The sequence below is a fragment of the Roseburia inulinivorans DSM 16841 genome (assembly GCF_000174195.1).
Lineage (GTDB): Bacteria > Bacillota > Clostridia > Lachnospirales > Lachnospiraceae > Roseburia > Roseburia inulinivorans.
Genome location: NZ_ACFY01000154.1, coordinates 17,110 through 30,662, shown reverse-complemented (window position 1 = coordinate 30,662; position 13,553 = coordinate 17,110). Strand labels below are relative to the sequence as shown.

Sequence of the window (13,553 nt, the reverse complement as noted above, 5' to 3'; positions counted from 1 at the left end):
AAAAAGTGAGCAGACCTTACAGTGTGGCTGCTCACTTTTTTTAGTTCATCTTTAAACTGTCCCGCAAAGATTTCTTAATCTTCTTTCTGGTCACTTCCACCAGTCCTAGTCTGGTCATGTCGATCAGATCCGTTTTCACCGGGTCGTCTTTTAAATATGTGCGGAATTCTTTTAAAAGAACTGCCTCATCTTCTTTTGCAAGAAGATTGATAAAATCGATGATGATAATGCCTGAGATATTGCGCAATCTGAGTTGATAGGCAATCTCTTTCGCTGCCTCTAAATTAATACGGAGCAGATTTTCGCGCATCTCTTTTTTTATGATATTTTTCCCACTGTTCACGTCAATGACCGTAAGTGCCTCTGTGTGCTGTAAAACAATGGATGCACCGGACTTTAACCAGATCTGTTCCCTTAAAGCCTTTTCTAAGGAGGACTTCACGCTGTAGAGGGAAGATAACGTTAACATCGGATCATGGTAATACGTTAACGTCAGGGAATCTGCTGTTCCAGAGATTGTCGGCACCTGAAACTGATCGACCGGAACCGGGACAGAACCGTTTGTCATAAACTGTTTTGGATGAATTCCATAATCCATACAGATTGTTTCAAAGAGTCCGCGGTCATCGGTGATAATCTCGCTGACAGAACCTTCCCGCTGGTTTTTAACGTCTTCCAGATACGTTGGTCTCGCTTTTTTCAGAACACTGTAACAGGTTTTATGGCAGACATTCTCACGCATCTGTGACCATTCCTGCTCAAGGCTTCGAATCTCTGCAATTAGTGTTTCATCTGCGACACTTGCGGCATTGGTCCGGATGATAAGTCCGTAGCTTTCTGTATCAAATTCGTGCAATAATTCCTTATAATGTGCTTTCTGCTCTTTATTTAATTTGGAAGAAATTCCAAGCCTGCGGTTTCCGCTTGTAAGAACAGCATATTTTCCTGCAAAGCTTAAATTCGCAGTGACAGCAGGTTCTTTCGTCTTTAAAGCTTCACGTTCTACCTGAACCAGAAGCTCATCTCCTGCCACAATTTCTTTTTTGCAGAGAGCTTTTTGGTAAAATGTGCATTTTTCAGATCATCTAAAGACAAATAACAGGTCTGCTCCGGCGAAATCTTCACAAAAGCTGCCCGGATATTCTGTACGACATTTTCCACACGGCCAATATAAATGTTTCCAAGTAAACTATCTTCATCTGGGGGTGTAAGGCTTACTTCGATCATTTTTTTGCCCTGATTATAAAGAGCAGAGACAATAAAGTCCTGCTCTTCCCTGTTTTGCATTTTATTTTTTCATGTGTGATAATATATTTATTCATAAAGAACCTCTTTATGCGATCTCTTCGCCCATATCCAGTAGAGAAACAAATTTGTCCCCCTCTTTTGCATACACATCCAAACGATGGATCTGGATTGCATTGGCATTATATGGAATGTTCATATAGCCGAAAAGGGATTCTAACACAAGTTCCGGTTTTAAGTTGTCGGAACTTCCGGTACAGAGATTGATGTAAAACTCCGGTGCCTCCTCGGTTCCTTCTACTTTAAAATCATAAACCAGCTGCTTTAAGTCCATGATTTTTTCGCTTTTCTTTGTCTGCTTGGTGATAAGTACCTCAGAAGGCGTGATAAAATATTCTAAAATCGCCTGTCTGGCTTCTGTTTTCGTAAATGGTACTTCATAACCTTCCTTAAAGAAAAGGTTATAATCGGCTGCGGCAACTAAGGACATCGCTGTCTTGGCATTGTCCGGAAGCTTCACATATCCGGTGATCTCCACGCCCTCTACCATCGTCGCATTTAAATCTGCCATCGCCTCTTTTGTAGACTTGCTTTCGTGTACTTCAATATCTAAATATTCGCCGTCACTTGTAATTCCAACGCCTAGCGGTGCTGCAAACGACATGATCTGATGAGGGGAAAATCCCTCTGAATAACAGATGTCAATATCTGCTCTCCGCATCGCCTTCTGGAAATAGCGCATAATATCAAGGTGTCCGATGAACTTCATCACACCAGATTTTCGAAATTTAATCCTTATTTTCAAAACAGACACCTCCTCCAAATTTCATGGCTCCACAGCCGGAACATTTCATGCGGCAGTTCGGGGTTACTTTTTCATCATGTGCATTCTTCCATTCACGTTTTAAAAACTCTTTCGATACGCCGGTATCAATGAAATCCCATGGGAAGATCTCATCCAGATCACGCTCTCTCATCGTGTAAAAATCGGTATCGATACCACATTCCGCAAAAGCGTCCTCCCATCTCTGATAATCGAAATATTCGCTCCACGCATCAAAAATGCCGCCTTTTTCATAAACTTTTAAGAGAGCCTGTCCGATCTTACGGTCGCCTCGTGCCAGAATCCCTTCTAAAACCGTCACATCCGCTTCGTGCCAGTTATATTTGATACTCTTATGATTCAGCTGCGCATGCACACCCTCATTGACCACCCGCGCTCTTGCAAGATAATCTCCCGGTGTGTACATTCCTGCCCACTGGAACGGAGTAAATGGCTTCGGCACAAAGAAAGAGGTACTGATCGTAATCTGACATTTTCCATTCCGTTTTTCCTTCGGAACCGTGTCATAATAAAGAGCTGCGATCTCATTGGCAAGCTGCGGGATCGCTTTCATATCTTCTTCCGTCTCGGTTGGAAGTCCAAGCATAAAGTATAATTTTACCTTGTTCCAGCCACCTTCAAAAGCAAGTCTGGAACCGTTTAAGATCACCTCTTCGGTAAGACCTTTGTTAATGACATCACGAAGTCTTTGGGAACCGGCTTCCGGTGCAAATGTCAGACTGCTCTTTTTGATATCCTGCACTTTGCTCATGACATCCAGCGAAAAGGCATCGATCCGCAGGGAAGGAAGTGAGATATTCACACCTTTTCCCTTGAACTCATCGATCAGGAAATTCACCAGTTCTTCCAGTTCAGAATAATCGGAGGAACTTAAAGAGCTTAAAGAAATCTCTTCGTGTCCGGTTGATTTTAACATTTTGTAGGCAAGCTCTTTCAAGTGCTCTACATTTTTTTCACGGACCGGACGGTAAACCATTCCAGCCTGGCAGAAACGGCAGCCACGGATACATCCGCGCTGGATCTCGAGAACCACACGATCCTGTGTTGCCTTGATAAAAGGGACGACAGGTTTTTCCGGATAAACAGCTTCTGTCATATTCAGTACGATCTGCTTCTGGATCGTTTTTGGAACATCCTCATAAATTGGTTCAAAGGATGCGATCGTTCCGTCCTCTTTATAAGTCACTTCATAGAGGGATGGCACATAGATACCAGGCACTTTGGAAGCTTCATGTAAAAATTCATGGCGTGTTTTTCCCTCTGCACGCATTTTTTTATAAAGATCAAACAGTTCGTAGAAAGAAATTTCACCCTCTCCCATATAAAACAGATCAAAGAAGTCTGCCATCGGCTCCGGATTATAAGTGCAGCAGCCGCCACCGATCACCAGTGGATCGTCTTCTGTACGGTCTTTTGCAAGCAGTGGGATCTGTCCGAGGTCTAAAATCTGAAGCACATTTGTGTAACACATCTCATAATTGAGCGTAAGACCGATAAAATCAAGATTTTTGATCGGTTCCTGGGACTCTAATCCAAACAGTGGAATATGCTCTTCTTTCATGATTTTATGAAGATCCGGCCATGGAGAGTAAACTCTCTCACACCACACATCTTCCATTTTATTAAACATATCATATAAAATCTGAACGCCAAGATGTGACATCCCTATCTCATATACATCCGGGAAGCACATGGCAAAACGGATTGCTACTTTTTCTTTATCTTTTTTGATACTGTTTAACTCATTTCCGATATAACGTGCCGGTTTATCGATTTTCATCAGTATCTCATCTGATAATGCTAATTTTGTCATTCGGTTTGTCCTTTCTCATTTTTCCTGAAAACGACTGGGAAATCAGTCATGCTCATTTATCATAACATAATCCTGCAAAATTGTATAATACTGATTATCAGAAATAATGTCAATGACATCTTTTGCCTGATAGCCATGGAATTCATATGCATTATATTTTAACAGAAGGAATGCGAGCATAAGAAGAACTGCAAGCACTATGCGGATTTTCAGAAAAATCCACGGAACCAAAGGCTGTGATTCCTCTTCTGCGGTGCCATTTTCCACCTCCGGCCGGTCAAACGAGCGCCGTATCTCGTTGACGTAAGCTCTGCGTCTTTCCACATATTCATCGGTCATAAAATAAGACTCCATAGATTTCTCATTGAAATCATATGAAGTCTTGTATCTCATTAGAACTTTTTTTCTATCCATGCAATAAGCAACAGACACCAGTGGATCAGCGTTCGATCGAGAACCATTGCACCTATCAGTGAAAAAAATAAGGTGAGCACGATCATGAGCAGCGAACCACCGATCACTCCGAAATCTGTCGGGCTGACATGAAAAATCTGTTTGACCAGATAATGAAGCACGCCCCAGTGGATCAAAAGGATCCCGAAACTGTAGCGGCTGATCAGCTTTGTAAAAAAATGTTCCGTCTCTGCTTTCACATAAATCTGTCTCACGAAAAGAAAAACAGCCATCGTATAAAATACCATAAGCGGCGCATTGTTAAATAAATAACGATGATATTGTGCCCCACTGAAGATATGACGGACTGCCAGACAGACAGAAAGGATTCCCGCTCCATAAATGAAGTACTTTCTGCGCCACTGCTCTCTTGTCAGATAATATCCCAATATAAAAACACCGGCAAAAGAACCGAGGATTCCGGAAGCAATGGAATTATAATAAAGCGTATCCCAGTAAGTTCCAAGGATCTGGAAAATCAGAATCACAACCACAAGCCCGCTTAAAACAGAATCCGGAATATGCTGCACCACATAGCGTAAAAACGGTGTCAGCACATATAACCAGATGATCACATAAATCAGCCAGAAATGCGGCGCTTCCTCCGGTGCACCGAGCAGAATACGTTTTAACATGGCTCCCCAGTGATCTGGGCGAAGCCAGACGAAACCTTCTTTGGCACACACATATAAAATATAATAGATCACCATTGGAAGAAGCACTTTCAAAAACCGTTTCCGGTAAAACTGCCCGGCGGATTCGTCTTTCACCGGTAAAAGAAGGGCTCCGCTTATCATGATAAAAAGCAGGTTGCAGCACAAAAACAGGTAATTGCTGATCTCAAATCCATACCACACCGCACTCCGTTCCGGAACAAGCGTGGAACCGAGTGAGACTGTGTGGACAGCGATCACGAGAACCGTGGCAAGTACCCGCAGTTTGTCGAGATAAACCTGTCGTTTTATTTTCTCTGTGAAAGTTCCTGTGTGATCTCTTCCCATGTGATATCCTTCTCTGCCATTAAGACCATGAGATGGTAAATGTAATCAGAGATTTCATATTTCAAATGCTCGTGGTCAGTGTTTTTCGCTGCAATAATGATTTCAGTGTTTTCCTCTCCAACTTTTTTGAGGATGTTATCCAGACCTTTTTCCAATAAAAGGTTTGTGTAGGAGCCTTCCTTCGGATTTTCCCTGCGGTCTAAAATAATATTGTAGACATCCCCCAACACCTTCTGCGGATTTTTTTCAACGTATTCTTTTTTCACAATCTCATTGAAAAAACAACTCTGGTTTCCGGTGTGGCAGGCTGCACCAATCTGGGAAACTTTTGCAAGAATGGTATCATAATCACAGTCTGCTGTCAGGGATTTGACATACTGGATATGACCGGAAGTAAGACCTTTTGTCCAAAGCTCATTCCGGCTTCTGCTGTAGTATGTCATTTTTCCGATGTTAATCGTTGTGTCAAAAGCTTCCTCATTCATGTAAGCCAGCATTAACACTTCATCCGTACGGTAATCCTGCACAATGACCGGAACCATGCCGTCAGAATTTTTCTTTAAGTCACTCCACTTTAAGTTTGGCTCGAAGTTATCCATCTTAATACCGGAGGCAGACAACTGGGATTTCATCTCCATAATATCTGTTTTTGGATTATTAATTAAAGAACCTGCAATTCCGCGGACATTTTTGCGGGATAAGATTGATAAAACCTCATCATAATCAGCATCGTTTAAGTAGACAACATGAGGAACATCGGTCATTCCTTCCACTGCATCTAACACTGCTTTATTTAAGATCAGCACTTCATGGAATGTATCAGCCATTTCATCCTGATGTTTGAAGATAAAATCCACATTCGTCACGGAAACAAGAATACGGTCTTTCCCGAAACGCTTGCTTGCCTCTGCAGCCAGTGCCATACTCTCCGGTTTGGAGCCGTTGACGATCACTTGAAGACATCCGGCATAGATGAACTTCTTAATGTCCTCCATACGGTTAATGTTACCGCCTGCACATACTTTGATTTCAATATTACGGTTAATGTTGCGGATAACCTGTATGTTGCGCTCATGCTCTTCATCTGTTGTGGACAGGTCAAAAATCATGATTTTATCAATGCCACTGTCATTATAGAGTTTTGCAAGTTCAATGACATCCGGATATTCCTCGTAATTGTCTCTGGCTTTGATCGCTTTCCCGTCCTTTAAGTAAATTGTTGCCACGATATTTTTGTGTTCCATATTAATATTCATACCTTTCCATACAAAACGGTCTGCACATATTTTTGATACGTCAGACCGCTTCTTTTCTAATCATATTTTGCACGTGATACATGTGAATTGTCAACTACAGACTTCCTTTGGTAGAAAGGATATCCGTGATCCTCGTGTCAATGACCGTTGCCTGATCCAGTGCCTTTGCAAAAGCCTTGAACATCGCCTCGATCATATGGTGGTTGTTTCCGCCGGAAAGCACCCTGATATGCAGATTCATTCCTGCGGTATAAGAAATGGCATAGAAAAATTCTTTTACCATCTCCGTATCCATATATCCCACGCGGTCGGTCGTAAATTCTCCATCGAACACAAGATAAGGTCTTCCGGAAAGATCCACTGCGCACAGGACAAGCGTTTCATCCATCGGCAGAATACAGCTTCCGTAGCGCCGGATTCCCTTCTTGTCACCAACGGCCTCCTTAATGGCATTGCCCAGAACAATACCTGTATCTTCAATTGTATGATGACAGTCCACTGCAAGATCTCCGGCAACATTGACTTTCAGGTCAAACAGGCCATGTCTTGCAAATCCGTCTAACATGTGGTCAAAAAAACCGATCCCTGTATGGATAGAGGAACTGCCGGTACCGTCTAAATTCAAATGTAATGATATATCTGTCTCTTTGGTTTTACGAACATAATCTGCTGTACGTGCCATTTTATTTTAAACCTTTCTGCTTCTTTTTTCAACTTAAGTAATTATTAATTCTTTGTATCTATTCAGAGCCAAGGCAATTTTCATAAATTTGCGAATCATGCTTGCATGAATGAGCATAATTTTGAAAATTTCTTTGGCGAAGTAACCACATGAGCAAAAGGAAAGCTCTGAAAGAGCGGTTTTGCGAATGGGTGCTGAATAGATACAATTAATCTTCAAACCGTACCCGGATGGAATTTGCATGTGCAGTAAGTTTTTCACATTCTGCAAACTGCACGATATCTTTGTATACAGGCTCTAACGCTTCTCTGGAATAAGAGATAATGCTTGATTTCTTAATGAAATCATCCACGCTGAGCGGTGAGAAGAATTTTGCGGTTCCGTTGGTCGGAAGGACATGGTTTGGACCTGCAAAATAATCACCGAGTGGTTCGCTGGAATACTCTCCGATAAAAATTGCCCCTGCGTTACGGATTTTTGTCATTGTCTCAAATGGATTTTTTGTCACAAGCTCTAAGTGTTCCGATGCAATCTCATTGACGGTGTCAATCGCATCCTGCATCGTGTCTGCCACAAGGATATATCCATAGTTATCAAGGGATTTCCGGATGATCTCTTTTCTGGAAAGAACCTCAACAAATTTATCAACTTCCACTGAAACCTGCTCCGCCAATGCCTCACTGGTTGTCACCAGGATGGCGGATGCCATCTCATCATGTTCTGCCTGTGACAGTAAATCTGCCGCTACAAAACGTGGATTTGCCGTCTCATCGGCAAGTACCATGATCTCACTTGGACCTGCGATGGAATCAATGCTGACATAACCAAACACGGCTTTTTTGGCAAGGGCAACGTAGATATTTCCCGGTCCTACGATCTTGTCAACTTTCGGGATGCTCTCCGTTCCAAAGGCAAGGGCTGCGATTGCCTGTGCACCACCGACTTTATAAATCGCATCGACTCCCGCCTCTTTGGCAGCTACTAATGTAGATGGATAAACCTTTCCATCTTTGCCACATGGCGTCGTCATAATGATATTGGAAACCCCTGCCACTTTTGCAGGAATGACATTCATCAGTACAGAGGACGGATAAACTGCTTTTCCACCCGGCACATACACACCCACAGTTTTTAACGGTGTCACTTTCTGGCCTAATATGATACCGGATTCATCGGAATCAAACCAGGAGTACTGTTTCTGTTTTGTATGATAGTCACGGATGTTGACAAGTGCCTTGCGGATGACATCTAAAAGCTTTGGGTCTACCTGCTCATAAGCTTCTTTGATCTCTTCTTCCGTCACGCGGATATTGTCCTGATCGATGGTGGCACCATCAAATTTTAATGTGTACTCAAAAACCGCCTCATCACGTTTTTCCCTGACATTCTGGATAATGTCATTGACGCGGCTCTCAAATTCGCCGTAAGAGTTCGGGCTTCTTTTTAATAAATTCTCCAATATATTATTCTGTGTTTCTTTTGTCAGTTTTAAAATTCTCATTGGACTGCATTCCTTTCTGTATTGATCACATTCTTCAGATCAGAGATCAGTTTTGTGATCCGCTCATTTTCCATCTTCATGCTCACCTGATTTACTACCATGCGGGCAGAGAGCGGACACACTTCCTCTAACACTGTCAATCCGTTTTCCCGGAGTGTGGAGCCGGTCTCTACGATATCGCAGATCACCTCGGACAGTCCGACGATCGGTGCCAGTTCGATGGAGCCGTTTAACTTAATGATCTCTACGGTCTGATGTTTTTATTGTAAAAATAGTCTTTTGCAATGTGTGGGTACTTGGTTGCCACACGGATCAGTTCGTGGTGCTGTAACAGATCATGCGCTTCTTTTGGTCCACAGATGCACATCCTGCATTTTCCAAATCCAAGATCAAGAACTTCATAAATATTACGTCCTTCTTCTAATATGGTGTCTTTTCCAACGATTCCGATATCAGCCGCACCATATTCTACATACGTAGGAACATCAGGTCCTTTTGCAAGGAAAAACGAAGTTTTAGTTCCTCGTTGACAAAAATAAGTTTTCTTGTGTCCTTATCTTTCATCTCCTCACAGGTAATACCGATCTGTTCGAATAATTCCAGTGTTTTTTTTGCGAGTCTTCCCTTTCCCAATGCAAAGGTCAAGTATCTCATATCTTCCATTTTCTAATCCTCCATAAAAGTAACTGTCCTGATACGATTACGCTTTGCATAGTTTTGGTAATCTTCGTTTGTTTTCGTGTCGTCCTTTAAAATCGTCTCGACCGGAGTCCCGGCCGCACGCTTTTCTTTTGCACTTAAAATGGCTTTCGCCTGAGCTGCCTTTGTATACACGATCAGTTCACCGTTCGTTTCTATGGTGATATTGATTTTCTGTCTGGATAATGCCGCCATTAACTGGTCAATGACAATCGCAAATCCGATGGATGCGGAAGTCTTTCCATAATAGGTCAGAAGTTTATCGTAACGTCCTCCCTTTACGATCGGTTCTCCGCTTCCGAATGTATAACCGGAAAAAATAATACCGGTATAATACTGATAACTGCTGATAATACCAAGTTCAAAGGAAATATACTTTTGAATCCCATAGACTTCAAGTACTTTATGAAGTTCTTCTAAATTATGGATCGCCGCTAAAATCCTAGGGTAAGAAGCAGCCGCTTCTTTCGCACGCTTCAGGTCGTTTAGGTCCACATTCAGACTGCCGAGCATATGGAACAGCTCGTTTAACTCTGCCTTCAGGTTTAAGGTCTCCGCAAATTCCTCCACACCAAAAAAATTCTTGTTGGCGAGCAGTTCACGCAGTTCTTCCTCGTCCTCCTCGCTGATCCCGGCAGCTTCCACAAGTCCCTGAAAGAAATCCGCATGACCGACACTTAACTGGAAATCCTTAAGTCCTGCCTTTTGCAGACATTCTACCGTCATCGATAAAATCTCAGCATCCGCATCCACGGTGCTGTCCCCGATCAGCTCTGCACCAAGCTGTGTACTCTCTTTTAATCTGCCCTGATAACTGCTGTTATTGATAAATGTATTTCCCATATAGCAGAGACGGATCGGCATATCCTCATCCATAAAATATTTTGCAGCCGCTCTTGCGATGGACGGTGTCATATCCGGTCTTAAGACAAGCGTATTGCCCTCTCTGTCAAAAAACTTATATAATTCTTTCGAGGGAGTGGTTCCGATCTCCTTCCCGAAAATATCAAAAAATTCAAAGGTCGGCGTCTGGATCGGATGATATCCGTAACCCTTTAAGATGCCAAGTAAATCCGACTGGAGTAATAGCTTTTTCTCACATTCCTCGTTATAAATGTCACGCACACCCTCCGGTGTATGTAATAATTGTTTTTTCATAATGAATCTAATACCTTTCCCTTATGCTCATCCCATGCGGATGATCCGTTCACAGGTTTCATTTTGTACACTTTAGTATGCTAATGTGGTAGCAAATGAAACTGCTTGATTTATTATATGAAAAGAATATCTGCTTGTCAATCCCTCATTGCCAAATCTTTTTGCATCGCATCCAGATATGGAACAAGGACGCCTCTGCTCTTCCGGAGAAAAAAATCAGGCTCCAGTTCTTCATAGCGGAAGCTTTTTCTGCCACCCTCTTTTGCCCGGTTCCAAAATTCCAGCAGTTTTGCAAACCGCAGATAATAAAATTCATCTCTTGCAGTAAAACTAGATCAAAAAAAAGGCAATGCCCATCTGTTTTTCAAAGTTCTCCATAAAGACTACCTGATGCTCATGTATATTCTGAAGCGGGAAAGTGTCTGTGTTGCATTCTTTTGCGTCAAAACAGACCGGGATCCCCTGCACTGCGCCAATGTAATCGACGGTACTCTTCTGGTCAAAATACGCCAGCGTAATATGTCTGGTTGCCTTATCAATATTAATGGGAGTGATTGGAGTCGGGACTTTCTGGATCAAAGCCAGTCCGTTTTCTAAATATTTTTCGTTGGTGCGGTTGATAAATTCCTCTAAAGTAGAACCTCTTAAACCACGTGAATTCCACGTTGCCATTTCTATTTCCTGCCTTCTTCGCTTCTTTTCATGATTATATCATAACTTTTGCATGACACGCCAGAAAAATGAAAACATTGCACGCTGTTTTCTTATATCCCGAATGATAAATTTTTATTAAATATTCAATTCCGATTTGTAAAAAAATGGGTTGTATGATATGATTATTTTATATACATTTATCAAAGAATCATACATTGATAAATACAGAAGTTTTGTGGGAGGTATTATTTTTATGGTAATGAATGAATCAGTTGAAAATTATCTGGAGACCATTCTGGTGCTGAATCATAGGCTGGGAAATGTTCGTTCCATTGACATTGCAAATGAGATGAATTTCAAAAAACCAAGCGTCAGCGTAGCAATGAAGAATCTCCGGGAAAATGGCTTTATTACCGTAAGCCCTGAAGGATATATTCACCTTACAGAATCCGGACGTGAAGTCGCTGAGAAGATTTATGAACGCCATACCACTCTTTCAAGCTGGCTTGTCATGCTGGGGGTTGATCCCCGCATTGCAGCAGAAGATGCATGTAAGATTGAACATGATGTCAGCGCCGAAAGTTTTGAAGCGATCAAACGTCACATAAACAGTGTTTCCAAGTAAAAAAACGTTAGAATGTGCCGATATACAATGCAAAGAATCGGGGAGGTCATTCTTATGCAAATAAATCTGAACATTCTCACAGAGAACAATCATTCTTCCTTACTGTCAAAAAATGTTCCAACGGCTGATAACGCACTTTTACAGTATATGCAAAAAGTCACGCAGGGCACGAACAATGCGGACACGGAAGATAAAAAGCAGCAGAAACTGCAGCATATTGTAAACAAATTAAAGCACGGCAAAAAACTGACGGCACAGGAGATGGAATTTCTGCGGATGAATTATCCGGATGAATATCAGCATGCACTCCGCATTCAGAAAATGGCTGAAATGCTTGAAAACCAGTTAAAACATGCAAAATCCAAGCAGGAGGCAGACAGCTATATTGCCGCAGCTTTAAATGGAATCCCGGACGATGATCCGGATAAAGAATGTCTGGTTGCAGCTTTCAATGAGATTTCCAAAGAATTTCACCACTCTTCTGCTTACCACAGACTTCCGGACACACCGGAGGAGGTAAAAAAACAGCGGAAGCACAACGGTGACAATGGATTTGAACGAAAAGCAGACGATGACAGCGGCTCCGATAATTCCGGCGATCTGATGTCATGGACACCATTGCAGGATATTATCGATGCCGCTCCAACTCTGGAATTAAAAGGATGATGTCTGTATATAGTCCCATGCATCCTCAAATTCCCTGCCGGACGGTGCGATCACTTCTCTTCCGTCTTCCAATACAATACGGTAAGCATGAAGCAGTTGAGAACGAACATGAACCTCTTTACGGAAACGTTCGTTCGTTCTCAGATCACCATATTTCCCATCCCCGACGATCGGATGACCGATGGACGCAAGATGTGCACGGATCTGGTGGGATCGGCCGGTAATAAGATGGACTTCAAGTTCCGTATATCCATTCGAAACTGCCACCGGGCGGTATTCCGTTTCAATTGGCAGATAATCTGCTTTTTCCTCCGGGCGGATATGGGAAACAACTTTCACCTTATTGTTCTGTTCATCTTTGGACAGGTAGCCTTTCAAATGCGTTTTTTCGCGCAGCTCTCCTTTTACAATACAACGGTAATATTTCTGGACAGTACGTTTTTTTAACGCTTCCGCCATTGTCTGAAGTCCCTTTAACGTTTTTCCTGCGATCAAAAGCCCGGATGTGTTCCGGTCTAAGCGGTTGCAGATGGATGGTTTAAATGTTTTGAACTGCTCCTCACTTAAGGCACCTTTTCGGATCAAATAAGAAAGAATATATTCATTTGCCGAAATATCCTCCGGAACCGCCTTCTGTGAAAGCATCCCGGATGGTTTGTTAATAATGATCACATCATCATCTTCATAAACAACCTGAAGTCTGCCTGAATCAATGGACTTTAACTTCATGTAGCCGGAATTTGTCTCATCTTTACCGGAAAATTTTTCAAAAGTTTCATCGGACAAAAATAATTTTACAAGGTCTCCCGCATTTAATTTTTCTGTTCCATCTGCTTTGCGGTCATTTAAGGTGATATTCTTTTTGCGCAGCATCTTGTATACAAAACTGCCGGATGCATTGCTCAATAATTTTTTAAATATTTGTCAAAACGCTGCCCGGATTCGTTGGGGCTGAT

13 protein-coding genes and 2 pseudogenes are annotated in these 13,553 nt (G+C 42.2%); 2 read left to right on the top strand and 13 right to left on the bottom strand.

Translation table 11 applies throughout. The features are described 5' to 3' along the window. Positions 1-40 precede the first annotated feature (40 nt). The 12 genes and pseudogenes from ROSEINA2194_RS16165 to ROSEINA2194_RS23660 all read right to left on the bottom strand — a co-directional run bounded on the left by ROSEINA2194_RS16165 (position 41) and on the right by ROSEINA2194_RS23660 (position 11,324). Entirely contained in the window at positions 41-1,033 is a 993-nt protein-coding gene (locus ROSEINA2194_RS16165) for a ribonuclease E/G (RefSeq protein ID WP_007889934.1), read from the bottom strand. Beyond that, complete coding sequence (locus ROSEINA2194_RS22295) at positions 1,003-1,287, bottom strand: S1 domain-containing protein (protein WP_081453939.1); 285 nt, start codon at positions 1,285-1,287, stop codon at positions 1,003-1,005. The genes ROSEINA2194_RS16165 and ROSEINA2194_RS22295 overlap by 31 nt, the downstream gene beginning before the upstream one ends. Positions 1,288-1,333: 46 nt before the next feature. Then, positions 1,334-2,050 (bottom strand): TIGR03936 family radical SAM-associated protein, encoded by a 717-nt coding sequence (locus ROSEINA2194_RS16160; protein ID WP_007889932.1) that lies wholly within the window; start codon positions 2,048-2,050, stop codon positions 1,334-1,336. Continuing rightward, complete coding sequence (locus ROSEINA2194_RS16155; protein ID WP_007889930.1) at positions 2,034-3,902, bottom strand: TIGR03960 family B12-binding radical SAM protein; 1,869 nt, start codon at positions 3,900-3,902, stop codon at positions 2,034-2,036. Before ROSEINA2194_RS16155 ends, ROSEINA2194_RS16160 begins: the two co-directional genes overlap by 17 nt. Before the next feature lie 42 nt (positions 3,903-3,944). After that, complete coding sequence (locus ROSEINA2194_RS16150) at positions 3,945-4,241, bottom strand: hypothetical protein (RefSeq protein WP_021922767.1); 297 nt, start codon at positions 4,239-4,241, stop codon at positions 3,945-3,947. 53 nt (positions 4,242-4,294) lie between these two features. After that, complete coding sequence (locus ROSEINA2194_RS16145) at positions 4,295-5,356, bottom strand: acyltransferase (protein WP_007889926.1); 1,062 nt, start codon at positions 5,354-5,356, stop codon at positions 4,295-4,297. Further along, on the bottom strand, positions 5,317-6,600 hold the full coding sequence (gene hisIE / locus ROSEINA2194_RS20660; protein WP_070101653.1) for a bifunctional phosphoribosyl-AMP cyclohydrolase/phosphoribosyl-ATP diphosphatase HisIE: 1,284 nt from the start codon (positions 6,598-6,600) through the stop codon (positions 5,317-5,319). The genes ROSEINA2194_RS16145 and hisIE overlap by 40 nt, the downstream gene beginning before the upstream one ends. A 106-nt stretch (positions 6,601-6,706) precedes the next feature. Beyond that, positions 6,707-7,294, bottom strand: coding sequence for an imidazoleglycerol-phosphate dehydratase HisB (gene hisB / locus ROSEINA2194_RS16135; RefSeq protein ID WP_007889922.1), 588 nt, complete (start codon positions 7,292-7,294; stop codon positions 6,707-6,709). A 208-nt stretch (positions 7,295-7,502) separates the two neighbouring features. After that, the gene (gene hisD / locus ROSEINA2194_RS16130) at positions 7,503-8,795 is read right to left on the bottom strand and encodes a histidinol dehydrogenase (RefSeq protein WP_007889918.1); all 1,293 of its coding nucleotides are present in this window, start codon (positions 8,793-8,795) and stop codon (positions 7,503-7,505) included. Continuing rightward, a pseudogene (gene hisG / locus ROSEINA2194_RS23665) lies at positions 8,792-9,458 on the bottom strand (ATP phosphoribosyltransferase). The gene hisD and the pseudogene hisG overlap by 4 nt, the downstream one beginning before the upstream one ends. Positions 9,459-9,461: 3 nt before the next feature. Then, entirely contained in the window at positions 9,462-10,652 is a 1,191-nt protein-coding gene (gene hisZ / locus ROSEINA2194_RS16115; protein ID WP_007889911.1) for an ATP phosphoribosyltransferase regulatory subunit, read from the bottom strand. A 137-nt stretch (positions 10,653-10,789) separates the two neighbouring features. Continuing rightward, positions 10,790-11,324 (bottom strand): annotated as a pseudogene (locus tag ROSEINA2194_RS23660) (Holliday junction resolvase RecU). A 235-nt stretch (positions 11,325-11,559) separates the two neighbouring features. On the opposite strand from ROSEINA2194_RS23660, the gene ROSEINA2194_RS16105 reads away from it, so the two are divergent. Beyond that, complete coding sequence (locus ROSEINA2194_RS16105; protein ID WP_021922986.1) at positions 11,560-11,931, top strand: metal-dependent transcriptional regulator; 372 nt, start codon at positions 11,560-11,562, stop codon at positions 11,929-11,931. A gap of 54 nt (positions 11,932-11,985) precedes the next feature. Then, positions 11,986-12,597: a hypothetical protein gene (locus tag ROSEINA2194_RS16100; protein ID WP_044928571.1), complete on the top strand. Its 612-nt coding sequence runs from the start codon at positions 11,986-11,988 to the stop codon at positions 12,595-12,597. Here ROSEINA2194_RS16100 and ROSEINA2194_RS16095 read toward each other — a convergent pair. Continuing rightward, positions 12,586-13,470: an RluA family pseudouridine synthase gene (locus ROSEINA2194_RS16095; RefSeq protein ID WP_007889906.1), complete on the bottom strand. Its 885-nt coding sequence runs from the start codon at positions 13,468-13,470 to the stop codon at positions 12,586-12,588. The two genes, ROSEINA2194_RS16100 and ROSEINA2194_RS16095, sit on opposite strands and share 12 nt — an antisense overlap. Positions 13,471-13,553 lie beyond the last annotated feature (83 nt).